Genomic DNA, 24,982 nt, shown 5'->3' on the forward strand with positions numbered 1-24,982 from the left:
GACAGATCAGCGGGTCAACGGGTCAGCGGGTCGTGAAGGTGAAGTCGTCCACGTCGTACAGGGCCCCGGTGCCGCGTCCCTTGAAGACGAGGTAGAGCGTGGTCGTGCCGCGCGGCGCCTTGGACAGGGAGGCGGTGACGTCCTGGAAGGTCTCCCAGCCGCCGGTGACCGGGACGGTCGCGCTGCCCAGGAGGCGTCCGGTGGGCGAGCCCGCGCGGACTTCGAGCCTGCCGCCCGTGCCGGCGGAGGAGACGCGTGCCGTGAGCTTCGTGGCGTTGCTCAGGACGTACGGCTCGAAGGAGATCCAGTCCTTGTTGTTGATGTCACCGACGGTCTTCGCGCCGTGCGCGCCGGCCCGCTCCGTGATGGTCACGCCCGCGGACTTGCCGAAGTGCTCTGCCTGGCGGTGCTTGGGCTGGACGACGGACTGGTCGTGCGTGGTGAGGGCCTGCTGGCCGCCGCCTCCGCCGTCGGTGTACTCCGCGTCGAAGACACCGAAGATGTTGGCGTCCTCGTCGTGGCCGCCGTCGGCGCTGGTCTGGATGGCGCCGGAGCAGCCGTTCGCCGAGGTCACCGGGTGGCCGTGGCTGTCGTGGCCGAGGACGAAGGTGACCTTCACCTTGGCGCAGTCGATGGTGCCGTCCTCCGGGTCGGTCACCGTCACCTTGAAGGGCACCGCGTCACCGAAGGCGAACAGCTGGCCGTCCGCGGGGAGGTGCAGGGTCACCTTGGGGGCGGTGTTGCCGACGACGATCTGCACGCTGGAGCTGCCGGTGCGGCCGTCGGGGTCCTTGGCCGTCAGGGTCGCGGTGTAGGTGCCGTTCGTCTTGTACGTGTACGTCGGGTTGGCCGACGTCGACTTGCCGCCGTCGCCGAAGTCCCAGCTGTACGTGAGGGTGTCGCCGTCGGCGTCCGTGGAGCCGGCCGAGGAGAACCTGACCTTCAGCGGCGCCTGTCCGGACTGCTTGTCGGCCGCGGCCTGTGCCACGGGCGAGTGGCCGTCGGTGGCGTTCTCGATGCGGTACAGGGCGGAGTTCTCGTCGCCGCCGAACCAGGACACGCCGTAGTCGAGGACGTACAGCGCGCCGTCCGGACCGAAGGCCATGTCCATGACCTGGGTACCGGTCCACGGGACGTCGTTGATGGACTGTACGGTGCCGTCGCCGTCCGACGAGATCCGCTTGATCCAGCGGCGGCCGAACTCACCGGCGAAGAAGTCACCGTCGTACGCCTCGGGGAACTTGACCGGCGAGTCGAGGGCGGGGTCGAAGTGGTAGACCGGGCCGCCCATCGGAGACTCGGAGCCGGTGCCGAACTCGGGCACGGACGCGCCGTCGTACGGGATCCAGGCGGTCTGGGCCGGGGGCAGGTCGGTGAGACCGGTGTTGTTCGGCGAGGTGTTCTTCGGCGCGGAGCAGTCGAAGGAGGCGCCCGAGGTCTTCGTCGCGAAGTCGTAGTCCACGTAGGCGTCGTTGTCGCCCGTGCAGTACGGCCAGCCGAAGTTGCCGGGCTCGGTCACACGGGCGAACTCGACCTGTCCGGCGGGGCCGCGCGCGGGGTCGGCGGCACCGGCGTCCGGGCCGTAGTCACCGACGTAGAGGATGCCGGTCTTCTTGTCGACGCTGAAGCGGAACGGGTTGCGGAAGCCCATCGCGTAGATCTCGGGCCGCGTCTTGTCCGTGCCGGGCGCGAAGAGGTTGCCGTCGGGGATCCCGTACGAGCCGTCGGCGTTCACCTTGACGCGCAGGATCTTGCCGCGCAGGTCGTTGGTGTTGCCGGAGGTGCGCTGGGCGTCGAAGACGGGGTTGCGGTCGGCGCGCTCGTCGAGAGGCGCGTAGCCGTCCGACTGGAACGGGTTGGAGTCGTCGCCGGTCGACAGGTAGAGGTTGCCGTCCGCGTCGAAGTCGATGTCGCCGCCGACGTGACAGCAGATGCCGCGGGTCGCGGGGACGTCGAGGACCTTCTTCTCGCTGGCGTTGTCGAGGGTGCCGTCCGCGTTCAGGACGAAGCGCGAGAGGCGGTTGACGCCGTCGAAGGGCGCGAAGTCGGCCGCGGTGCCCGTCTCGGGGGCGTCGCCCGCCGGGGTGTCCAGCGGCGGGGCGTAGTAGAGGTAGATGTAGCGGTTGTCGGCGAACCCGGGGTCGATGCCGACGCCCTGGAGGCCTTCCTCGTCGTGCGAGTAGACGTCGAGCTTGCCGGCCAGGCGGGTGTTGCCCGCGCTGTCGGTGATCCGCAGCTCGCCGTCGCGCGAGGTGTGCAGCACCGAGCGGTTCGGGAGGACCGCCAGCGACATGGGCTCGCCGGTCTCGGGTTCGCCCTTGGCGAGGGTGACCTGCTGGAAGTCCTCCGCGGCGGACGCGGCCGGGGCGGCGGGTGCCGCGCCCGGGTCCGCGGTGGCAGCGCCCGCCGGGGGTGTGGCGAGGGTGAGTGAGGCACCGGCGAGCAGTGCGCCGGTGAGCAGGGCCAGCGCCTTGCGGAACCGTATCTTCGGGCGGCCTCTGTGACTGTCGGAGCTATGGCTGTCGGCTCTGCTGCTGTCGGTTCTGTGGCTGTCAGCTCTGTGGCTGTCGGTTCTGCTGGTACTGGTGGGGTCGTTCGCGTGCACGGGTGCCTCCAGAATGGGGCTGGTGGTACATGCGGGTGCGATACGCCGGGATGCGCCGTCATCCCGGAGAGAACCTCTTGCGGGGGGTGGCTAGTCGTTGCCGCCGAACGCCGCGTCGAAGGACGCGGTGGGCGGATCGAAGTCGAAGGCCTTCAGACGGGTGAGTGCCTCGGGTGCGCCCTGGAGGCGGTCCATGCCCGCGTCCTCCCACTCGACCGAGATCGGTCCCTGGTAGTCGATGGAGCGCAGCATCCGGAACACGTCCTCCCAGGGCACGTCGCCGTGGCCCGCGGACACGAAGTCCCAGCCGCGGCGGGGATCGCCCCACGGGAGGTGCGAGCCGAGGCGTCCGTTGCGGCCGTCGAGGCGCTTGCGCGCCTCCTTGCAGTCGACGTGGTAGATCCGGTCGCGGAAGTCGTAGAGGAAGCCCACCGGGTCGAGGTCCTGCCAGACGAAGTGCGACGGGTCGAAGTTCAGCCCGAAGGCCGGCCGGTGGTCGACCGCCTTGAGCGCCTCCTTGGTCGTCCAGTAGTCGTACGCGATCTCGCTGGGGTGGACCTCGTGGGCGAACCGCACGCCCTCGTTGTCGAAGACGTCGAGGATGGGGTTCCAGCGGTCGGCGAAGTCCTCGTAACCGCGCTGGATCATCGACTCGGGGGCCGGCGGGAACATCGCGACCAGGTGCCAGATCGCGGAACCGGTGAAGCCGATGACGGTGTCCACGCCGAAGGCCGCGGCGGCCCGCGCGGTGTCGGCGATCTCGGCTGCCGCCCGCTGCCGTACGCCTTCGGCCTCGCCGTCGCCCCAGATGCGGGCGGGGAGGATCGCCTGGTGACGTTCGTCGATGATGGCGTCGCAGACGGCCTGGCCGATCAGGTGGTTGGAGATGGCCCAGCACTTGAGGCCGTACTTGTCGAGCAGTTCCCGCCGCGAGTCCAGGTACCCGGGGTCCGCGAGTGCCTTGTCGACCTCGAAGTGGTCGCCCCAGCAAGCGAGTTCGAGTCCGTCGTAGCCGAAGTCGCGGGCGAGGCGGCAGACCTCTTCGAGCGGCAGGTCGGCCCACTGGCCGGTGAAGAGCGTGAAGGTGCGCGGCATGGGACTGGCCCTCCTCAGCTGGCTATGGGGGTGAAGACGGAGTTCTTCTCGGCGCTCTCCTCGACCGCCGCGAGCACGCGCTGCACCTGCAGTCCGTCGGCGAAGGACGGCAGTGGCTGTGCGCCGTCCGCGATCGCGTGGACCAGGTCGCGGGCCTGGTGCACGAAGGTGTGCTCGTAGCCCAGGCCGTGGCCCGGTGGCCACCAGGCCTCCAGGTAAGGGTGGTCGGGTTCGGTGACGAGGATGCGGCGGAAGCCCGCGCGCGCGGCCGGCTCCGTGCCGTCGTGGTACGAGAGTTCGTTGAGGCGCTCCAGGTCGAAGGCCAACGAGCCTTTCTCACCGTTGAGTTCGATGCGCAGGGAGTTCTTGCGGCCGGTCGCGAACCGGGTGGCCTCGAAGGACGCGAGGGCTCCGGAGGCGAACCGTCCGGTGAACAGGGCGGCGTCGTCGACCGTGACGGGCCCGAGTTCGCCGCCGCCGGCCGCCGAGAGGCCGCTCGACGCTCCGGAGAGCAGCGGCCGCTCCCGTACGAACGTCTCGGTGATCGCGGACACCCCGATCACCGGCTCGCCCGCCAGGTACTGCGCGAGGTCGACGATGTGGGCGCCCAGGTCGCCGAGTGCGCCCGAGCCCGCAGACTCCTTGCGCAGCCGCCAGGTCAGCGGGAACTCCCGGTCCACCAGCCAGTCCTGAAGGTACGTCACCCGTATGTGCCGCAGCGCGCCCAGGCGGCCCTCGGCGACCATCTTCCTGGCCAGGGCCGTCGCGGGCACCCGGCGGTAGTTGAAGCCGACCATCGCCACCTGGCCGCGTGCCGCGGCGGCCTCGGCGGCCTCGGTCATCGCCTCGGCCTCCTCGACCGTGTTGGCGAGGGGCTTCTCGCACAGCACGTGCTTGCCCGCGGCGAGCGCGGCGATGGCGATCTCGGCGTGGCTGTCGCCGGGGGTGCAGACGTCGACGAGGTCGACGTCGTCGCGGGCGATCAGGGCCCGCCAGTCGGTCTCGGCGGCCGCCCAGCCCAGCCGGTCGGCCGCCGTTCTCACGGCTCCTGCGTCACGGCCGCAGACGGCGGCGAGGACGGGTCGGAGCGGGAGGTCGAAGACGCGTTCCGCGGTGCGCCAGCCCTGGGAGTGGGCGGCGCCCATGAACGCGTATCCGACCATGCCGACGCCCAGCGGGGGTCTGCCGGCCGCCTCGGCCCGTGCCCCTGCCTGTGCCCCTGCCTGTGCCTCGTCGGGCTGCTGCGGCTGTGCCATGCGGAGGTCCTCCTCTTCGTCGTGGCGCGTTGGGGGGCGCTCCGCCGGGTTGCGGTGGATCGGGGACCGCGGGTCCGTCGTGGCCGGCCGCGCGGTTCCCCGCGCCCCTGAGTGCAAGGGGGCGCTGCCTACTTGAAGCCGGTGGGCAGGTAGGTCTTGACGTTGGCCTTGTCCACGACCGCCGAGTAGAGCGTCAGGGACGAGGGGATCTCGAACTCCGCGAGGCCGCTGACGCCCTTGCCCTGGCCGAGCACGCGGGCGAGGTCGATCGCGGACGCGGCCATGGTGGGCGGGTAGAGGACGGTGGCCTTGAGGACGCTGTTGTCCGACTCGATGGCCTGCATGGCGGACAGCGCGCCCGCCCCGCCGATCATGATGAAGTCGTCCCGGCCGGCCTGCTCGATGGCGCGCAGGGCGCCGACGCCCTGGTCGTCGTCGTGGTTCCACAGCGCGTCGAAGCTCGACTGGGCCTGCAGCAGCTGGGACATCTTGGCCTGTCCCGACTCGACGGTGAACTCGGCGGCCTGGCGGGCCACCTTCTTGATGTTCGGGTAGTTCTTGAGGGCCGCGTCGAAGCCGGCCGTGCGCTGCTTGGTGAGTTCCAGGTTGTCGAGTCCGGCCAGCTCGATGACCTTGGCGTTCTTCTTGTCCTTGAGCTGCTCGCCGATGTAGTGACCGGCGTTGAGACCCATGCCGAAGTTGTCGCCACCGATGTAGCAGCGGTACGCCTGCGGGGAGTTGAAGATGCGGTCGAGGTTGACCACCGGGATGCCGGCCCGCATGGCCTTGAGGCCGACCTGGGTGAGGGCCTTGCCGTCGGCGGGCAGGATGACCAGGACGTCGACCTTCTTGTTGATCAGCGTCTCTATCTGGCCGATCTGGGCCGCGGTGTCGTTGGAGCCCTCGGTGATCTCCAGCGTCACGTCCTCGTACTTCTTGGCGCGGCTCTTGGCGTTGTCGTTGATCGCGTTGAGCCAGCCGTGGTCGGCCTGCGGGCCGGCGAAGCCGATGGTGACCTGCTTGCCCTTCTTGTCGTCGGCGGCGGGCTGGTCGTTGGAGGCCGGCTCGTCGTCGGAATCGTTGCTGGTGCAACCGGCGAGGAGGACACCGGCCGAGACGGCGGCGGTGCCGAAGAGCAGTCCTCTGCGGCTCGTGGGCTCTGGCATGGCGGTGGTCCCTTTCCTCAAGACGAGTCCCTCGGGCTGTACTGCTGCAGGTGGTGCGTCACGTGGTGTGGGCGGTGCGGCGCTGGACTAGTACGGCCGCGACGATGATCGCGCCCTTGGCGATCTGCTGGACGTCGCTCTGCAGGTTGTTGAGAGCGAAGATGTTGGTGATCGTGGTGAAGATCAGGACCCCGAGCACCGAACCGGTGATGGTGCCGCGTCCCCCGCTGAGCAGGGTGCCGCCGATGATGGCCGCGGCGATCGCGTCGAGTTCGTAGAGGTTGCCGTTGGTGTTCTGGCCCGAGCCGGACAGGATGATCAGCATGAAGGCCGCGATGCCGCAGCACAGTCCGGAGAGCAGGTAGAGGTAGAGGCGCTGGCGGCGTACGTCGATACCGGCGAGCCGGGTCGCCTCCGCGTTGCCGCCGACGGCCACCGTGCGCCGGCCGAAGGTGGTGCGGTTGAGCACGAGCCAGCCGATGACCGTCACGACCGCGAACATCATGACGAGCGGCGGGATGCCGAGGATGTAGGAGTCCCGCTCGCCGAGGTCGAGGATGCCGTCGATGGAGATGACCTGGGTGTTGCCGTCGGTGATCTGCAGGGCGAGGCCGCGGGCCGAGGCGAGCATGGCGAGGGTCGCGATGAACGGCACCATGGCCCCGTAGGCGATCAGCAGGCCGTTCACCAGACCGCAGCCGACTCCGACGAGCACCGCCGTGAAGAGGACGCCGGCGAAGCCGTACTCCTGGGTGGCGACGGTGGTCGCCCACACCGAGGCGAGCGCCACGATCGCGCCGACGGACAGGTCGATGCCGCCGGAGGTGATGACGAAGGTCATCCCGACGGTGACGACGCCGATCACCGAGGCCTGGGTCAGGACGAGTTGGAGGTTGCGGGTGTCGAGGAACTCGTCGGGCTTGGTGATGCCTCCGATGAGGATCAGGGCGGCGAGCACCCCGAGCAGTGACAGGGTGCGGACGTCGGCGCGGGCCACGACCACCCGCCACGGACTCGGATCCACCTGCGGTGACAGCTTCGGGGTGTCGTCCCTGGGCGGGGACACGGGCTGCGTCATGACGCCGGGCTTCCTTCCATGACGAGGTCGAGTACGCGGTGTTCGTCGAGCTCCTGGGCGGGCGCCCGGTGGACGACCCGGCCCTCTCGGAGCACCAGGACGCGGTCGGCGAGGCCGAGGACCTCGGGTACTTCACTGGAGACCATGAGCACGGCCAGGCCTTCGTCGGCGAGGCGGCGGATGACGGCGTACAGCTCGGCGCGGGCGCCGACGTCGACGCCGCGGGTGGGTTCGTCGAGCAGCAGGACCCGGCAGCCGCGCAGCAGCCAGCGGGCGAGGACCGCCTTCTGCTGGTTGCCGCCGGAGAGCGTGCGGATGAGGGCGGACGGATTGTCGGGGCGCAGGGACAGTTCGCGCGTCGCCTTGCGCGCCGCGTCCCGTTCGGCGTTCCGGTCCAGCCAACCGCCGTACGAGAACCGGGACATGGAGGACACGGAGACGTTCCGGGTGACGGACTCCAGCATCAGCAGGGCCTGCGCCTTGCGTTCTTCGGGGGCGAGGCCGAGCCCGGCGGCGACGGCGGCCCGGACACTGCCGGGCTTCAACTGCCGCCCCTGCACACGCACATGTCCGGTGCTGGGCTTGCGGGCGCCGTAGATCGTCTCCAGGATCTCGGAGCGGCCGGAGCCGACGAGTCCGGCGAGGCCGACGATCTCGCCGGGGCGCAGAGTGAGGTCGAGGGACTCGAACTCGCCCTGTCGCGAGAGCCCTTGGACCTCAAGCACCGGCTCCGGCAGGTCCTGGTGCTTGGGTCGCGGCGGGAAGACGTACTCGACGTTCCGCCCGGTCATCAGCGCGACGACCTCACGGGTCGGCGTCGACTTCGCGGGCAGGCCGCCGGCCACCGCACGGCCGTCCTTGAGGACGGTGACCCGGTCGCCGATGCGGCGGATCTCCTCCAGGCGGTGAGAGATGTAGACGACGGCGACGCCGTCGGCGGTGAGGTCCCCGACGATACGGAAGAGGTTGTCGACCTCGTCCGGGTCCAGGGCCGCGGACGGTTCGTCCATCACGATGAGGCGTACGTCGTGGGAGAGCGCCCGGGCCATGGAGACGATCTGCTGGTGGGCGGCGGACAGCTCGCCGACGAGCCGCGCCGGATCGATCTCGGGGTGACCGAGTCGCTTGAGGAGCGCGGCCGTTGACGCCCGTGCGTCCTTGCCGCGTACGACGAATCCGGCGGAGGTCGGTTCGTGGCCGAGGTAGACGTTCTCGGCCACCGACAGGCCCTCCACCAGGTCGAGTTCCTGGTAGATGGTGGCGATACCCAGGCGCATGGCGGCGATCGGCGAGCGCAGGGTGACCTGCTCTCCCCGCCAGCCGATCGTGCCGTCGTCGGGCTGGTGGGCGCCGGCCAGGACCTTGATGAGCGTGGACTTCCCGGCGCCGTTCTGGCCCAGCAGGCAGTGCACTTCACCGGTCAGGACGTCGAGGTCGACGCCGTCGAGGGCCCGGACACCGGGGAACGACTTGGTGATGCCGGACATCGTGAGAAGGGGTGGTTCTGGTGCCATGACGGTTCCCCTCGGCATGTGGGCCGGTTTCAGGGCAGGGCGGAGTGAGGCAGGGCGAAGCCGGGTGGGTGGCGGCGCGGGAGAGGAGCGGCTCAGGGAGAAGTGGCGTGTGTGCGGCTCTGGGCGGGTGTCACGCGGGTGAGAAGAGGTGGTCGCTGATGAGGCGGGCCGCGCCGATGACTCCGGCGGTGGGGCCCAACTCCCCCAGGACGATGGGCAGATTGCCGGTCGCGAGAGGCAGCGACTGGCGGTAGACCTGGGTGCGGATCGCGGCGAGCAGGGTGTGGCCGAGGCCGGTCACTCCGCCGCCGATCACCACCAGGCCCGGGTTGAAGAAGCTGACGAGTCCGGCGATGACCTGGCCGGTGCGGGTGCCGCCCTCGCGGATCAGATCGAGCGCGGTGGCGTCCCCCGCGGCAGCGGCGGCGGCGACGTCGACGGCGGTCAGGACGCCCGCCGCCTCCAGTCGTGCCGCGAGTTCCTGGGAAAGCCCCTGGTGAGCGGCGTCCGTGGCGTCGCGGGCCAGGGCCGCTCCGCTGAAGTGGGCCTCCAGGCAGCCCCGGTTGCCGCACGCGCACGGGCGGCCGTCCGGTACGGCCTGGATGTGGCCGATGTCGCCCGCACTGCCCGTCGTACCGCGGTAGACCTCACCGCCTACGACGATCCCGCAGCCGATACCGGTACCGATCTTGACGCAGAGGAAGTCGCCCACGGAGCGGGCCACGCCCGCGTGCTGCTCCCCCATCGCCATCAGGTTCACGTCGTTGTCGACCATGACGGGGCAGCCGAGGTCCTGGCTCAGCGCCTCGCGGACGGGGAATCCGTCCCAGCCCGGCATGATCGGCGGGGCGACCGGGACACCCTCGGGGAAGCGAACCGGACCGGGTACCCCGATGCCGGCGCCGTCGAACCCCTCGGCGAGTCCCGATGCCTTCAACTTCGCTGCCATGGACAGGACCTGCTCGAAGACCGCGACCGGTCCCTCGCGTACGTCCATGGGCTGGTTGATGTGTCCCAGCACCTCCAGCTCCGCGTTGGTGACGGCCACGTCTATCGAGGTGGCCCCGATGTCGACGCCCAGGAAGCGCAGCGCCGGAGCGAGCCGGATGTTGTGGGACCGCCGGCCGCCGCGGGAGGCGGCGAGTCCGTCGGCCACCACGAGGCCGGTCTCCAGGAGCCGTTCGACCTCCACGGCCAGTTTGGACCGGGAGAGATCGACCTGGTCTCCCAGCTGCGCCCGTGAGTTGGGGCCGCCGTCACGCAGCAGTCTGAGCAGGCGCGCCTGGTGGGCGTTCCCGGGTCGCGCTGTCATACGTCTCACGAGCCCCTCCCCGCCTCATCGGCACCGCCGTCGTTGTCTTTCGAGGGGAACGTAGCAGTGGCTGCCGGGAGTGGGAAGAAGTTGCGCAGGAATTACCTACGACTTTTTCCACTGAGTGGACAAAGAAGCGTGCGCCGGCGCCGCGCGGAGGCACTTCGGGCTCCGCCCGAGGGGTGCTTTCCGGCTGCGGGTGCGTAGCGGCCGGGCGCGCAGTTCCCCGCGCCCCCAACGGGGCCCGACCCGATACGCGATGTGATCTACGACACGTTACCGGGGGTATCTGAAACATGGCGTCGCAGGTAAATTGCGGGTAGCGCACTGAAGTCGAGCCACGTTTCTGAGCAATCGTCAGCCGTCAGTGAGGATCCTTCGCGATGGAGCAGCAGCACGTCGACGTCCTGATCATCGGCGCCGGAATATCCGGCGTCAGTGCCGCATGCCACGTACTGCGTGCCGTTCCCGGCGCTTCGCTCGTCGTACTCGAACGCCGCAGCCGCGTCGGTGGCACCTGGGACCTCTTCAAGTACCCCGGTGTCCGCTCCGACTCCGACATGCGCACCTTCGGATTCGGGTTCCGCCCCTGGCACGACGCACGCATCCTCGCCGACGGCGCGCAGATCCGGCAGTACGTCGAGGACACCGCGGCCGACGACGGCGTGCTGGAGCGCATCCGCTTCCGCCGCCGGGCTATCAGCGCCGACTTCTCGCACGCCACCGGCCGATGGACCGTCGAGGTCGAGGACGAGAGCACCGGCGAACGCGAGTCGTACAGCGCGGGCTACGTCATCGGATCGACCGGTTACTACGACTACGACACCCCCTATCGGCCGCGGTTCCCCGGCGAGGCGGACTTCCGGGGCACCCTCGTCCATCCACAGCAGTGGCCGGAGGGCCTCGACCACACGGGACGGCGTGTGGTCGTCATCGGTTCGGGGGCCACCGCCATCACCCTGCTGCCCGCGATGGCCGACGGCGCGGCGCACGTGACCATGCTGCAGCGCTCACCCACGTACGTCCTCGGGCTGCCCGAGATCGACCCGCTCACCCGCCTCCTGCAGATACTGCGCGCGCCGGCCCGGCTGACGCACCGGATCGCCCGCGCCCGCAACATCGCGCTGCAACGCGGGAGTTACGTCTTCTGCCGCAGGTACCCCCGCCTCGCCCGCAGGATCCTCCTCGGCCTGGTACGGGCCCGGGCCGGCAAAGACGTCGACATGCGCCACTTCAGCCCGCACTACAAGCCCTGGGACCAGCGGCTGTGCATCGTCCCCGGCGGCGACCTGTTCAAGGTGCTCAAGAACAAGAAGGCGTCGATCGCCACCGGCCACATCGACACCTTCACCGCCGACGGCATCCGCCTGAAGTCCGGCGAGGAGCTGAAGGCCGACATCGTCGTCACCGCGACGGGCCTGAACGTCCGCCTCCTGGGTGGCATGGCACTCACCGTCGACGGCCGCCCGGTGGACGTCAGGAACCGCGTGCTCTACAAGGCCGTCCTGCTGGAGGGCGTCCCAAACATGTCCCTGGTCATCGGCTACACCAACGCCTCCTGGACCCTGAAGGCGGATCTGGCGGCCGACTACACCGCCCGGCTCATCGCGTACATGCGGCGCCACGGGCATGCCGTCGCCACCCCGATGGCCTCCGGCGGTGACCGCTCGGCGGCCTCCGTCATGGGCGAGGCGCTGACCTCCGGCTACATCACCCGCGCCGACGAGGTCATGCCGCGCCAGGGCACCCGCGCCCCGTGGCGGCTGTGGAACAACTACTACCGCGACCGCGCCATGCTCCAGGACGCCCCCATCGAGGACGGCCCGCTGCACTTCGCCGAGGCGGGGCCGCAGACCTCCGCACGCACGTCCGCCACGGACACGGCGGCCGACGCCCAGGAGACGCCCCGCGTCGCCTGACCGTCCGGCCCGCACCATCGCACCGGCCCGCGCACCCGCCTCCCCCCATGGCGGCCGAGCAGACAACCGAGGACGAAGATGACCGCGAACCTGACCAGGAAGCTCTACGACGAGCGCCTGCGGACCCTGTCCGAAGGCTCCGTGAACGTCGCCTTCAACGCATTCGTCGATATCAGGTGGGACGACCCCGAGTTCGCCGTGGACCTCGACGACCCGCGCTGGGTGCTCACCAGCGCGGACGCCCTGGGCGCCCACCCCTGGTACCAGGAACAGTCACTCGAAGCCCGGATCCGTATCGGGATCTGGCGCTGGGCGGTCATCGCGAAGGTCGGCATGCAGTTCGAGAACCTCCTCATGCGCGGAGCCCTGGACTACATCTACCAACTGGACAACCGGGACCAGGAGTTCAGGTATCTCACCCACGAGATCACCGAGGAGACCCACCACACCCAGATGTTCCAGGAGCTGGTCAACCGCACCGGCGTGGACACCGCAGGCGGCAAGCGCTGGTTCCGGCAGCTCAGCCGGGTCCTGCCGCTGGCCGGTTCCCTCTACCCCGAGGCGTTCTTCACCGGCATCCTGGCCGGCGAGGAGCCCATCGACCACCTGCAGAAGGGCGCCCTGCGCAGCGGGGAGCCGGTGCATCCCCTCCCGCGGCGGATCATGCAGATCCACATCGCCGAGGAAGCCCGCCACATCTCCTTCGCCCACGAGTTCCTGCGGCTGCGCGTCCCGCGCTTCGGCAAGGTCCGCCGCGGCGCCCTGTCCGTCCTCTTCCCGCTGATCATGCGGACCCTGTGCGACGTCATCATGATCCCCGACCGGAAGTCCGCGGCGCAGGTCGGCATCCCGGCCTGGGTGATCAAGGACGTCTTCTGGAAGTCCGAGGCCGGACAGCGGATGCTCCACGAGCTCTTCTCCGACGTGCGGATGCTCGCCCAGGACATCGGCCTGATGAACAAGGTGTCCCGCCCGCTGTGGAGGGCCCTGCGCATCGACGGCCGCCCGGCGCGCTTCCGCGGTGAGCCCGCCCTGCACACCGACTGAGCCGCCAACAGCTCCGCATCGCCATTCCCCGAACGGAGACCAGCCCGCCGTGCCGTACGTCGTCACCCGATCCTGCTGCGCCGACGCCTCCTGCGTGCTGGCCTGCCCGGTCAACTGCATCCACCCGGCGCCGGGCGAACCCGGCTTCGCGACGGCCGAGATGCTGTACGTCGACCCGCTCACCTGCGTGGACTGCGGCGCCTGCACGACCGCCTGCCCGGTGGACGCGCTCAAGCCCCATACGGCGCTCAGCGGCGCCGAGTTGCCGTTCCTGGAGCTGAACGCCTCCTACTACAAGGAGAATCCGCACGCCGACCGCACGCCGATGTACGTCGTGCCCCGACGACGCGCCCTCCCGGCGGGCGAGTTGTCCGTCGCCGTCGTCGGTGCCGGCCCCGCCGGTCTCTTCGCCGCGGACGAGTTGCTGCGCCACCGCGGTGTACGCGTCACCGTCTACGACCGGCTCCCGACGCCGTACGGCCTCGCGCGAGCCGGCGTCGCTCCGGACCACCAGGACACCAAGCAGGTCACCCAGCTCTTCGGGACCATCGAATCGCAGCCCGGCTTCAGCTACCGCCTCGGCGTCGAGATCGGCACCCACCTCACCCACGCCGATCTCCTGCGGGAGCACCACGCGGTGATCTACGCCGTCGGCGCCTCGACCGACAAACGCCTCGGCATCGAGGGCGAGGACCTGCGGGGGTGTGTCTCCGCGACGGACTTCGTCGCCTGGTACAACGGCCACCCCGACCGCGCGCACGACGAGCACGTCCTGGACACCGAGCGAGCTGTCGTCATCGGCAACGGCAACGTCGCCCTGGACGTCGCCCGCATCCTCACCGCCGACCCCGAGGTGCTGGCCCGTACCGACATCTCCGACCGCGCGCTCGCCGCGCTCCGCGGCAGCAAGGTCCGTGAGGTCGTTCTGCTGGGCAGGCGCGGACCCGCCCAGGCGGCGTTCACCCTGCCCGAGCTCCTCGCGCTCGCCGCCCTCAAGGACGTGGACGTCGCCGTCGAGGGTTGGCCCGACGACCTGGACGCCTCCGCCACCGACAAGACCCGGCTCCTGTCGCGACTGGCCGCCCGGACGCCGGTCGAGAATCGCCGCCGTATCGTGCTGCGCTTCCTGACCAGCCCGGTACGGCTCACCGGGGAGGTGTCCGTCCGGGCCCTGGAGATCACCGCCACGGCGCTGCACACCGACGAGGACGGCACCATGCGCGCCCTGCCCACCGGTGACACACGGACCCTGGAGACCGGCCTCGTCCTGCGCTCCGTCGGCTACCGCGCCCGGCCCGTCCCCGGCCTGCCCTTCGACGAGGCCCGCGCGACCGTCCCCCACGAGGGCGGCAGGGTCGAGCCCGGCGTCTATGTCGCGGGCTGGATCAAGCGCGGGCCCACCGGCTTCATAGGGACGAACAAGACCTGCGCCCACGAGACGGTCGAGTCCCTCCTGGACGACTTCGCCGCCGGTCGCCTGACGCAGCCGATAGGCGGTACGGGCACGACGGCGGACGCGCAGGGAGCGGACGCTCCGAGGGCGGACGCGCTGGGGGTGGGCTCGCTGGGAGTGGACGCCTGGCGCGCGATAGACCGCGCGGAACGAGCGGCGGGCGAGGCCCAGGGCCGTCCGCGCGTCAAGTTCACGGACACCGAGGCGTTGCACCGCGCCGCGCGAGCCACCCCGGTGGTACGCAGCTGACCCAGGGAGCAGGCTCAAGCCCTCCGCAGGCCTGCCTACAGATCCGCCACCCGCTGCTGCGGCGAGAGCTCCACGCCCAGGTTCCGCAGCGTCGCGTCCAGCACCGCCCAGACCGAACGGCACAGCATCTCGCGCAACTCCTCCTCGGACAGCTCGCGCCGGTCGTCGCGTACCCACTGGTTGACGCAGGTGTCCACGAACCCCACGATGCCGATCGCCACCGAACGGATCGGCGCCTCGGGCACCCCGAGTGCCTTGAGTACGTCCCCGAACCGGTCGCTGAGCATCAGCGCGATGGCCGCCTTGGTGTCCGCGACCAGCGACCCGTCGCCCATCGCGTGCTCCCCGACGCCCATGTAGGCGTACAGGCGCGGGTGTTGGGCCACCCAGTCCAGATGCGCGCCCACCACGCGCCGCACGGACTCCTCGATCGTCCCCTCGAAGGTGAGAGTGGGCTCGATCCCCCGCATGAACGACTCCACCACCCGCCGGCGGATCAACTCGTCCAGGGTGGCGCGGTCCTTGAAGTGCCGGTAGAGCACCGACCGCGGCAGACCCACGCGCTCCGCCAGCCGCTGCAGCTTGAAGCGCGTGCCCTCGTCCTCGATGAGGGCCACCGCCGCGTCCACCAGGTCGACCTGTCGCTGCGCCTTGTGGTCGTCCCAGCGGGTGGAGCGCCCGTCGATCTGCGGCTCGCCGCCGGTTCTGTCAGCCATCTCGCCACACTATCGACGTCCCGGCGGACACACGGACGCACGACCGCACGGACGCGACAAGCCACTACTGGTCACGCGGCCGGGCGTGGTACGTCGTGCGGGTGTGTTCCGTGTGGACGCGCATGACGTCGGTCGCGCGCTGTTCGTCGCGGTCCGCGATCGCGGCGATCAGGTCGCGGTGCTCGATCCAGGACTGCCGCCCGCGCTGCCGGGCGACCGGGGTGTAGTACCAGCGCACGCGCCGGTCGACCTGCGCCGCCAGTTCGGCCAGGACCGTGTTCCCGGCGAGGTCCATGACCTTGGCGTGGAAGCGGGCGTTCGTCGCGACCGCGGCGTCCACGTCGTCGTCGGCCACGGCCGCCTCGCCCTGGGCGCACAGCTCCTCCAGGTCGGCGATGCCGGAGGTGCCCGTGTTGGCCGCCGCGAGCCGGGCGGCCTCGGCCTCCAACAGGGTGCGCACGGTGAGGAGTTGGTCGGCCTCCGCCTCGGTCGGCTCGTGCACGAACGCGCCCTGGGCGGGCCGCAGATCGACCCACCCCTCCGTGTTCAGCCGCTGCAGCGCCTCGCGCACGGGCTGCCGGGAGACCCCGAGGTGCCCGGCCAGCTCGCTCTCGACCAGGTGCTGACCGGGCTGGAGGGCGCGTGTCGTGATCAGTTCGAGCAGGGCCTCGTAGACGCGGTCCCTGAGCGGCCCCGGCCGTTCGAGCTTCGGCACGGACCCCTGCGGCAGTCCGGTCGACAACATCGCGGTCCCCCTCCTGGGCAGTGGCGGCGTGTGCGCTGACAGCACGGCAGCCTGAAAGCCAGTATCAATTGTCTTTCGTCTACAGTCTACGGCGCACAATGGCCAGGCCGCGGGGGAGTCGGCCTCGTCACACTCCGCAGGACCCGCAGGTCACGGGCAGTGGATGACCTGACCCGCGTACGACAGATTGCCGCCGAAGCCGAAGAGCAGGACCCGGTCGCCGGTGGAGATCTCGCCGCGTTCGACGAGCTTGGACAGGGCGATCGGGATACTGGCGGCGGAGGTGTTGCCGGACTCGACGACATCGCGTGCCACGACGGCGTTCACCGCGCCGATCTTCCCGGCGAGGGGCTCGATGATCCGCAGGTTCGCCTGGTGCAGCACTACCGCGGCGAGGTCCTCGGGGGTGAGCCCGGCGCGCTCGCAGGCCTTGCGCGCGATGGCCGGCAGCTTGGTGGTCGCCCACCGGTAGACGCTCTGGCCCTCCTGCGCGAACCGCGCGGGGGTGCCCTCGATGCGTACCGCGTGGCCCATCTCGGGCACCGAGCCCCAGAGCACGGGTCCGATGGCGCTCTCCTCGGCGGCCTCGACGACGGCGGCCCCCGCCCCGTCCCCGACGAGGACGCAGGTCGTGCGGTCCGTCCAGTCGGTGACCTCGGACATCTTGTCGGCGCCGATCACCAGGACGCGGGTCGCGCCCCCGGCCCGTACGGCGTGGTCGGCGGTGGCGAGCGCGTGGGTGAAGCCCGCGCACACCACGTTGAGGTCCATGACTGCCGGTGACGGGATACCGAGGCGGGCGGCGACCCGGGCGGCCATGTTCGGCGACCGGTCGACGGCGGTGGAGGTGGCCACCAGGACGAGGTCGATGTCCTCGGGGGTGAGGCCCGCCGCCGCCAGGGCCTTGGCGGCGGCGTGCGCGGCCAGCTCGTCGACCGGTTCGTCGGGTCCGGCGATGTGGCGCGTACGGATGCCCACCCGGCTCGTGATCCACTCGTCGCTGGTGTCGACCAGCTCCGCCAGGTCCTCGTTGGTGAGAACCCTGGCGGGCTGGTAATGGCCGACGGCGGTGATGCGTGAGCCGTTCATGGGCGGTCCCTTGCTTGCCGGGGTAACGGGACTCACCAGTCTGATCAGGTACTCACGGGTACGTGGGCACGTGAAGCCACAGGATTGCCGCGTCACCCTTGTCGGCTTCCGTCAGACCCCGGACGCCCGAACATCCCTCCAGCGGGCGTTCGGGCACCTACCCCATGATCATGCCCGGGCGCCCGTGCCGGGCGGAGAGCCGGGCACTCATCCCGTGAACAACTGGGTCGCTTTCCGTACGAGCTCGTACAGACCATAGGCCAGCGGGGCTCCCACCCAGACCCAGGCGAAGACGATCAGCGGACGGCGGTCGGGCGCCGGGCCGGCCGCCGCGGCGCCGTCGGGCGGGCTGCTGTCACTCGTGGACATCTGCGGCCTCCTTCTGGGCGGGGACGTGGTGGCGGGCGTCGACGGGCCGGACGAGTTCGTTGGCGACGAAGCCGACCGCGAGCAGCCCGATCATGATCACCAGTGACAGCCCGTAGAGGGACGCTCCGGATTTGCCGGCCTCCTCCTGCCGGTCCGCGATCCAGTTGACGATCAGCGGTCCGAGGACCCCGGCCGTTGACCAGGCGGTGAGCAGCCGCCCATGGATCGCGCCGACCTGGTAGGTCCCGAAGAGGTCCTTCAGATAAGCGGGGACGGTCGCGAAGCCGCCTCCGTAGAAGGAGAGGATCACCAGCGCCGCGATGATGAACACGGGCTTCGAGGAGTCCCCGACCCAGGCGATGAGCGCGTACATCATCGCGCCGACGCCCAGGTAGACGCGGTAGATGTTCTTGCGCCCGATCAGGTCGGACGTCGAGGACCAGCCGATCCGGCCCGCCATGTTCGCGGCCGAGAGCAGGGCCACGAAACCGGCCGCCGCCGACACGGAGACGGGGGTCGAGGTGTCCGCGAAGAAGTCGGTGATCATCGGCGCGGCCTTCTCCAGGATGCCAATGCCGGCGGTCACGTTCATGCAGAGCACGATCCACAGCAGCCAGAACTGCGGGGTGCGCACGGCACTGTTCGCGGAGACCTGTACGCCTTCCAGCGGCGCCGGGGTGCCGTCGGCCGCGGTCTTCGGGGGACGCGGCACGCGCACGAGCAGCACACCGAGCGACATGAAGACGGCGTACGTCAGTCCGTGCACGAGGAAGGCCAGCGCGATGCCCGAACTGTCGGAGCCGAAGGACTCCAGCATCTGGGCGGACCACGGCGAGGCTATGAGCGCGCCGCCGCCGAAGCCCATGATGGCTATGCCGGTGGCCATGCCCGGCCGGTCCGGGAACCACTTGATGAGCGTCGAGACGGGCGAGATGTAGCCGATGCCCAGGCCGATACCGCCGACGAAGCCGTAGCCGAACACGATCAGCCAGTACTGCTCGGTGGCGGCACCGAGAGCGGCGAGCAGGAAGCCCGAGGAGAAGCAGATCAGGGCGACCGTCATCGCCCAGCGCGGTCCGTTGCGCTCCACGAGTGTGCCGCCGAACGCGGCGGACAGGCCGAGCATCACGATGCCGAGCTGGAAGGGCAGCGCGCTCTGGGTGCCGCTGAGGTCGAGCGCGGACTCCAGGGAGGGCTTGAACACGGACCAGGCGTAGGCCTGTCCGATGGAGAGGTGGACCGACAGGGCCGCGGGCGGGACCAGCCAGCGGCTCCAGCCCGGTGGGGCTACAGGGGGACTCATGATCCCGGACGATAGGAAGCGGTTGTTCGATTGGGAAGGCGCTCCACCCGAACTGGTCGACCGTATGCGGTGAACGGTACGGGGGCTGCGGTGAACGGTCGGTTTCGGCCGACGAACGGTATTTCCAGCCGAACTCCGTGCCTCTACCAAGGGTGTTCGGTACGCGACCCTCAGCGAACCCCGGAGACGGTCGGGTGCTGCGCGAACCCTTGCTGCCCCAACTCCCATACTGTAGACAATATTCAGTCGACATGGTTCAACACGCTTCAACGCTGTTCAGCGTCTCCTCGGTACCCTCGACCGAACGGAGCCCCCAAGTGGCAGTGCCATCCCGGGGAGCAACCCCCGGACCCCCGGCCGAAAAGCAGGTCGGCCGATACGACCGGAACCTCTTCACGAGGAGGTTCCGGTGAGAGTGGCAGTTCTCGGCGCCGGTGCGATCGGCGCCTACGTCGGAGCCGCGCTGCATCGCGCGGGTGCCGATGTGCACCTCATCGCCCGTGGACCGCATCTCGCGGCCATGAGGCAGCACGGAGTGCGAGTGCTCAGCCCGCGCGGCGACTTCACCGCCCGGGCCCACGCCACCGACGACCCGGCCGAGGTCGGCCCGGTCGACTTCGTCTTCCTGGGCCTGAAGGCCAACTCGTACGCGGCGTGCGGGCCGCTCATCGAGCCTCTTCTCCACGACACGACCGCGGTGATCGCCGCGCAGAACGGCATTCCCTGGTGGTACTTCCACCGGCACGGCGGACCGCACGACGGCCACCGCGTCGAGAGCGTGGACCCCGGCGGCGCGGTCGGTGCGGTGATCGCGCCCTCCCGGGCCATCGGCTGTGTCGTCTACGCGGCCACCGAACTGGCGGGACCAGGAGTGGTCCGCCATCTCGAAGGCACCCGGTTCTCCGTCGGCGAACCCGACCGTACGGTCTCGGCGCGCTGTACGGAGTTCGGCGAGGCCATGGTGGCCGGCGGACTCAAGTGCCCGGTCGAGCCGGACCTGCGCAACGACATCTGGCTCAAGCTGCTCGGCAACATCTCCTTCAACCCCATCAGTGCCCTGGCCCGGGCCACCATGCGGCAGATGTGCCTGCACGGCGGCACCCGCCGGGTCATCGAGATCATGATGACCGAGACGCTCGCGGTGGCCGAGGCACTGGGCTGCCGGGTGGGCGTCTCCATCGAGCGGCGCCTGGCCGGCGCGGAGCGGGTCGGTGACCACCGCACCTCCACGCTGCAGGACCTGGAGCGCGGCAAACCGCTCGAACTCGACGTGCTGCTCGCCGCCGTCGTCGAACTGGCGGAGATCACCGACGTCCCGGTGCCCACGCTCCGCACCGTCCACGCCATCTCGGACCTGCTCGCACTGAGGACCGCCGCATGAGGAGCCCCACACAGAACCTCCCCGTGCAGAACCTGAGGACCGCCGTATGAGGAAGCGAGACCGAACTCCCAAAATCTACAACCGACTTCAGTACCCCATGGTCCGTGACTCCCGTGACGAGCCGCTGCGCAGGGCGAGTTGGGACGAGGCCCTGGACCGGACCGCCCGGGGCCTGGGCGCGGCGCGCGGCGCGTTCGGCCTGTTCTCCTGCGCCCGCGCGACCAATGAGATGAACTACGTGGCACAGAAGTTCGCCCGCGTGGTCATGGGCACCAACAACGTCGACTCCTGCAACCGCACCTGCCACGCACCCAGCGTGGCGGGCCTGTCGGCGGCCTTCGGCTCGGGCGGCGGCACCTCCTCGTACGCCGAGGTCGAGCACACCGACCTGGTCGTGATGTGGGGCTCCAACGCCCGCTTCGCGCACCCGATCTTCTTCCAGCACGTCCTGAAGGGCATCAGGAACGGCGCCCGGATGTACGCGGTCGACCCGCGCCGCACCTCCACGGCGGAGTGGGCCGAGAGCTGGCTCGGGCTGAACGTGGGCACCGACATACCGATGGCCCACGCGATCGGCCGCGAGATCATCCGGGCGGGCCTCGCGAACGAGGCCTTCATCGAGCGGGCCACCACCGGTTTCGAGGAGTACAAGCAGCTCGTCGAACCGTGGACGCTGTCGCTCGCGGAGAAGGTGACGGGCGTACCGGGCGCCGCGATACGGGAGTTGGCGCACGCCTACGCCCGCGCCGAGCGCGCCCAGCTGTGCTGGACGCTCGGCATCACCGAGCACCACAACGGCACGGACAACGTCCGCGCGCTCATCAACCTGTCGCTCCTGACGGGCCATGTGGGGCGCTTCGGCTCGGGGTTGCAGCCCCTGCGCGGGCAGAACAACGTGCAGGGCGGCGGTGACATGGGCGCCATCCCGAACCGGCTGCCCGGCTTCCAGGACATCCTCGACCCGGACACCCGGCTGAAGTTCGAGTCCGTGTGGGACACCGTCATCGAGCCGCACTACGGGCTGAACCTGACGGAGATGTTCGAGGCCATGGAGGAGGGCTCGCTCAGGGCCGTCTACTGCATCGGGGAGAACCCGGCGCAGTCGGAGGCCGACAGCGAGCAGGCGGTACGCCGTATGCGGGCCCTGGACTTCCTCGTCGTCCAGGACATCTTCCTGACGAAGACGGCCGAGCTGGCGGACGTCGTGCTGCCCGCGACGGCCGGCTGGGCCGAGACCGAGGGCACCACGACCAACAGCGAGCGGCGTGTTCAGCGGGTGCGCCGGGCGGTCGTCCCGCCCGGCGAGGCCCGCGAGGACATCGACATCCTCTGCGACCTCGCCTCCCGCATGGGACACGAGTGGAAGTACGAGGACTCCGAGGCGGTGTGGGACGAGCTGCGGTCGGTCTCCCCGGACCACTACGGGATGACGTACGAGCGGCTGGCGGAGCACCAGGGCATCCAGTGGCCCTGCCCGCGGACGGACCGGATCGAACCGACCTATCTGCACGGCAGGTTGTGGGAGTCCGACCCGGCCGCGCGGGGCCGTCTCGCGCCCTTCGGGCTCGTCCAGCACGATCCGCCCGTCGATCTGACGGACGAGCGGTTCCCGATCCGGCTGACCACCGGGCGGCGGCTCGACTCGTACAACACCGGTGTGCAGAGCGGTGGTTTCGCCTCGCCGATGCGGCGCGGTGAGTTCGTCGAGCTGTGCCCGGAGGACGCGGAGCGCTACGGCGTGGTGGTCGGCGAGCACGTCCAGGTCTCCTCGCGGCGCGGTGCGGTGGTGGCTCCGGTGTGGGTCGACACCGCGCTGCGGCCCGGGCTCGCGTTCATGACCATGCACTTTCCCGACGAGGTGGACACCAACCAGCTGACGATTGAGGCCAACTGCCCGATCGCGGGGACGGCGGAGTTCAAGGCGTCGGCGATCCGGATCGAAAAACTGCCGGTCGCGATTCAAGTCAAGTGAGACTCAAGTGAGAGTCAGTTGAGGTGATGTGAGTGGACCTGCACTTCGGGGACAGCAAACCGACGGACGAGGAACGGGCGGCCATCGACACGCTGCTCGGTCCTCCGGAGTCTTCGTGGGAGGGCGCCGACCGCAGCGACGCCGACCTCAGGTGGGCACGCGGCGGGCGAGAGGCCCGGGAACGTCGTGACCTGCTGTTGCCGGGGCTGCACGCCGTCCACGACCGGATCGGCTGGATCAGCGAGGGCGCCCTCGACTACCTGTGCCGGCGGCTCACCGTGCCGCCGGCGGACGCGTACGGGGTCGCCACCTTCTACGCGATGTTCTCGGTGAAACCGCGCCCGGCGACGGTCCTGCACGTGTGCACGGACCTGGCGTGCGCGGCGGCCGGAGCGTCGGAGCTGTGCGCCGGGGTCGAGGCCCGCCTCGGCCCCGGCAGCGGCGTCAGCGTCGAGCGCAGCCCCTGCCTCGGCCTGTGCGAGCGGGCCCCGGCCGCGCTCGCGATCAAGGCCGGGGACCCGGTGCGTACGGCCGTGGCGGCGCCCGCGACCGTCGAGCGCGCCGTGCTCGCGGCGGGCGCACCCGACTCGGCGCCCGAGGAGCCGCCCGCCGCGCTGGCGGTCCCGCAGGCCGGGGACCCCTCCCTGCTGCTGCTCGGCCGGGTCGGCGTGGTCGATCCGGCGTCGCTGGACGACTACCGGGCGCACGGCGGTTACACGGCCCTGCGGCAGGCCTTCGCGATCGGCCCCGCCGCGGTCATCCGCGAGGTCACCGACGCGGGCCTGGTCGGGCGCGGCGGCGCCGCCTTCCCCACCGGCCGCAAATGGCAGGCCACGGCGTCCCAGCCCGACCACCCGCACTACCTGGTGTGCAACGCGGACGAATCCGAGCCCGGCACCTTCAAGGACCGCGTGGTCATGGAGGGCGACCCGTACTCCCTCGTGGAGGCGATGACGATCGCGGCGTACGCGGTCGGGGCGCACAAGGGCTACCTCTACCTGCGCGGCGAGTACCCGCGAGCGCTGCACCGCATGGAGCACGCCATCGGGCAGGCCCGCGCGCGCGGGCTGCTCGGGGACGACGTCCTCGGCCAGGGGTACGCCTTCGACATCGAGATCCGGCGCGGCGCGGGCGCGTACATCTGCGGTGAGGAGACCGCCCTCTTCGCCTCCATCGAGGGGTACAGAGGAGAGCCGCGGTCGAAACCGCCCTTCCCCGTGGAGAAGGGTCTGTTCGGCAAGCCGACCGCCGAGAACAACGTCGAGACGCTGGTCAACGTCCTGCCGATCCTCACCGGCGGGGCCTCGGCGTACGCGGCGATCGGCACCGGCGGCTCCACCGGGCCCAAGCTGTTCTGCGTGTCGGGCAGCGTGGACCGCCCCGGGATCTACGAGCTGCCGTTCGGCGCGACGCTGGGCGAGCTGCTGGAGCTCGCGGGCGTACGCGAGAGGCTGCGCGCGGTGCTCCTCGGCGGCGCGGCCGGTGGCTTCGTACGGCCCGACGAGCTGGACATCCCGCTCACCTTCGAGGGCACCCGGGCGGCCGGCACGACACTCGGCTCGGGGGTCGTACTCGCCTTCGACGACACCGTGCCGCTGCCGCGTCTGCTGCTGCGGATCGCCGAGTTCTTCCGGGACGAGTCGTGCGGGCAGTGCGTGCCGTGCCGGGTCGGGACCGTGCGCCAGGAGGAGGCCCTGCACCGCATCGTCGAGCGGACCGGCGCGGACGCCGCCGCCGACATCACGCTGCTGCGGGAGGTGGGGCGGGCCATGAAGGACGCCTCGATCTGCGGTCTCGGACAGACCGCGTGGAACGCCGTGGAATCCGCCATCGACCGTCTGGGGGCGTACGAATGACCTTGATACCGCTGGGGATCCCCCGCCGCCTGCTGGAGTTCCGGATCGACGGCGATCCGGTGCGGGCGCCGGAGGGCTCGACGATCCTCGACGCCTGCCGGTCGGCGGGCAAGGACGTCCCGACCCTGTGCGAGGGCGACACCCTCACCCCCAAGAACGCCTGCCGGGTCTGCGTCGTCGAGGTCGAGGGCGCGCGCACCCTCGTCCCCGCCTGTTCCCGCAAGGCGGAGGCGGGCATGGAGGTGCGCACGGACACCGAGCGGGCCAGACACAGCCGCAAGATCGTCCTTGAGCTGCTCGCGTCCTCCGTCGACCTGTCGACCACACCGGAGGTAGCCGGATGGCTCAAGGAGTACGAGGCCGAGCCCGACCGGTTCGGCCCCGACGCGGCCCGCGTCGACGAGCAGCCGAGGATCGACAACGACCTCTATGTGCGCGACTACGGCAAGTGCATCCTCTGCTACAAGTGCGTGGACGCCTGCGGGGACCAGTGGCAGAACACCTTCGCCATCTCGGTCGTCGGCCGCGGCTTCGACGCCCGGATCGCCGTGGAACACGACGGACCCCTCACCGAGTCGGCCTGTGTGTACTGCGGCAACTGCATCGAGGTGTGCCCGACCGGGGCACTTTCGTTCAAGTCGGAGTTCGACATGCGTGCGGCGGGTACGTGGGACGAGTCGGCGCAGACCGAGACGACCACGGTGTGCGCCTACTGCGGAGTGGGCTGCAATCTCACCCTGCACGTACAGGACAATGAGATCGTCAAGGTCACCTCGCCGCACGACAACCCGGTGACCCACGGCAACCTCTGCATCAAGGGCCGCTTCGGCTACCAGCACGTACAGAACCGGGACTGA

The 24,982-nt window shown here is 70.3% G+C and carries 19 protein-coding genes; 7 read left to right on the plus strand and 12 right to left on the minus strand.

Features of this window, described 5'->3' with window-relative positions; genetic code table 11:
* Positions 1-22: 22 nt before the first annotated feature.
* The 7 genes from ACIOKD_RS00135 to ACIOKD_RS00165 form a co-directional block, all read right to left on the minus strand.
* Positions 23-2,485, minus strand: coding sequence for a PQQ-dependent sugar dehydrogenase (locus ACIOKD_RS00135; RefSeq protein ID WP_402077621.1), 2,463 nt, complete (start codon positions 2,483-2,485; stop codon positions 23-25).
* Positions 2,486-2,695: 210 nt separating this feature from the next.
* Complete coding sequence (locus ACIOKD_RS00140; RefSeq protein ID WP_402076409.1) at positions 2,696-3,700, minus strand: sugar phosphate isomerase/epimerase family protein; 1,005 nt, start codon at positions 3,698-3,700, stop codon at positions 2,696-2,698.
* 14 nt (positions 3,701-3,714) lie between these two features.
* The gene (locus ACIOKD_RS00145; protein ID WP_402076410.1) at positions 3,715-4,956 is read right to left on the minus strand and encodes a Gfo/Idh/MocA family protein; all 1,242 of its coding nucleotides are present in this window, start codon (positions 4,954-4,956) and stop codon (positions 3,715-3,717) included.
* Positions 4,957-5,084: 128 nt separating this feature from the next.
* Complete coding sequence (locus ACIOKD_RS00150; RefSeq protein ID WP_402076411.1) at positions 5,085-6,122, minus strand: substrate-binding domain-containing protein; 1,038 nt, start codon at positions 6,120-6,122, stop codon at positions 5,085-5,087.
* A 58-nt stretch (positions 6,123-6,180) separates the two neighbouring features.
* Entirely contained in the window at positions 6,181-7,200 is a 1,020-nt protein-coding gene (locus ACIOKD_RS00155; RefSeq protein WP_402076412.1) for an ABC transporter permease, read from the minus strand.
* Positions 7,197-8,714 (minus strand): sugar ABC transporter ATP-binding protein, encoded by a 1,518-nt coding sequence (locus ACIOKD_RS00160; RefSeq protein WP_402076413.1) that lies wholly within the window; start codon positions 8,712-8,714, stop codon positions 7,197-7,199. Before ACIOKD_RS00160 ends, ACIOKD_RS00155 begins: the two co-directional genes overlap by 4 nt.
* A 130-nt stretch (positions 8,715-8,844) precedes the next feature.
* Positions 8,845-10,026 (minus strand): ROK family protein, encoded by a 1,182-nt coding sequence (locus ACIOKD_RS00165; protein WP_402077623.1) that lies wholly within the window; start codon positions 10,024-10,026, stop codon positions 8,845-8,847.
* A gap of 383 nt (positions 10,027-10,409) precedes the next feature.
* Between ACIOKD_RS00165 and ACIOKD_RS00170 the strand changes: the two genes are divergently transcribed.
* The 3 genes from ACIOKD_RS00170 (at position 10,410) to ACIOKD_RS00180 (ending at position 14,694) form a co-directional block, all read left to right on the plus strand.
* The gene (locus ACIOKD_RS00170) at positions 10,410-11,945 is read left to right on the plus strand and encodes a flavin-containing monooxygenase (protein WP_402076414.1); all 1,536 of its coding nucleotides are present in this window, start codon (positions 10,410-10,412) and stop codon (positions 11,943-11,945) included.
* 78 nt (positions 11,946-12,023) lie between these two features.
* Positions 12,024-12,992 (plus strand): diiron oxygenase, encoded by a 969-nt coding sequence (locus ACIOKD_RS00175; protein ID WP_402076415.1) that lies wholly within the window; start codon positions 12,024-12,026, stop codon positions 12,990-12,992.
* Positions 12,993-13,041: 49 nt separating this feature from the next.
* Positions 13,042-14,694 (plus strand): FAD-dependent oxidoreductase, encoded by a 1,653-nt coding sequence (locus ACIOKD_RS00180; protein WP_402076416.1) that lies wholly within the window; start codon positions 13,042-13,044, stop codon positions 14,692-14,694.
* A gap of 35 nt (positions 14,695-14,729) precedes the next feature.
* Here the strand turns inward: ACIOKD_RS00180 and ACIOKD_RS00185 are convergent, their stop codons facing one another.
* The 5 genes from ACIOKD_RS00185 to ACIOKD_RS00205 form a co-directional block, all read right to left on the minus strand.
* The gene (locus ACIOKD_RS00185; RefSeq protein ID WP_402076417.1) at positions 14,730-15,410 is read right to left on the minus strand and encodes a TetR/AcrR family transcriptional regulator; all 681 of its coding nucleotides are present in this window, start codon (positions 15,408-15,410) and stop codon (positions 14,730-14,732) included.
* A gap of 64 nt (positions 15,411-15,474) precedes the next feature.
* Positions 15,475-16,155: a GntR family transcriptional regulator gene (locus ACIOKD_RS00190; protein WP_402076418.1), complete on the minus strand. Its 681-nt coding sequence runs from the start codon at positions 16,153-16,155 to the stop codon at positions 15,475-15,477.
* 150 nt (positions 16,156-16,305) lie between these two features.
* Positions 16,306-17,244 (minus strand): beta-ketoacyl-ACP synthase III, encoded by a 939-nt coding sequence (locus tag ACIOKD_RS00195; RefSeq protein WP_356538381.1) that lies wholly within the window; start codon positions 17,242-17,244, stop codon positions 16,306-16,308.
* A gap of 207 nt (positions 17,245-17,451) precedes the next feature.
* Positions 17,452-17,613, minus strand: a complete 162-nt coding sequence (locus tag ACIOKD_RS00200) for a hypothetical protein (RefSeq protein ID WP_402076419.1) — start codon at positions 17,611-17,613, stop codon at positions 17,452-17,454.
* Entirely contained in the window at positions 17,600-18,916 is a 1,317-nt protein-coding gene (locus ACIOKD_RS00205) for an OFA family MFS transporter (protein ID WP_402076420.1), read from the minus strand. The genes ACIOKD_RS00200 and ACIOKD_RS00205 overlap by 14 nt, the downstream gene beginning before the upstream one ends.
* A gap of 409 nt (positions 18,917-19,325) precedes the next feature.
* Between ACIOKD_RS00205 and ACIOKD_RS00210 the strand changes: the two genes are divergently transcribed.
* The 4 genes from ACIOKD_RS00210 to ACIOKD_RS00225 are packed head-to-tail and all read left to right on the plus strand — an operon-like array spanning position 19,326 to position 24,982.
* Complete coding sequence (locus ACIOKD_RS00210; protein WP_402076421.1) at positions 19,326-20,297, plus strand: 2-dehydropantoate 2-reductase; 972 nt, start codon at positions 19,326-19,328, stop codon at positions 20,295-20,297.
* Positions 20,298-20,343: 46 nt separating this feature from the next.
* Positions 20,344-22,269: a molybdopterin oxidoreductase family protein gene (locus ACIOKD_RS00215; protein ID WP_402076422.1), complete on the plus strand. Its 1,926-nt coding sequence runs from the start codon at positions 20,344-20,346 to the stop codon at positions 22,267-22,269.
* Positions 22,270-22,301: 32 nt separating this feature from the next.
* The gene (locus ACIOKD_RS00220) at positions 22,302-24,125 is read left to right on the plus strand and encodes an NAD(P)H-dependent oxidoreductase subunit E (protein WP_402076423.1); all 1,824 of its coding nucleotides are present in this window, start codon (positions 22,302-22,304) and stop codon (positions 24,123-24,125) included.
* Positions 24,122-24,982 (plus strand): 2Fe-2S iron-sulfur cluster-binding protein, encoded by an 861-nt coding sequence (locus ACIOKD_RS00225; RefSeq protein WP_402076424.1) that lies wholly within the window; start codon positions 24,122-24,124, stop codon positions 24,980-24,982. Before ACIOKD_RS00220 ends, ACIOKD_RS00225 begins: the two co-directional genes overlap by 4 nt.

The sequence above is a fragment of the Streptomyces sp. NPDC087844 genome (assembly GCF_044742785.1).
In the GTDB taxonomy this organism is placed as follows: domain Bacteria; phylum Actinomycetota; class Actinomycetes; order Streptomycetales; family Streptomycetaceae; genus Streptomyces.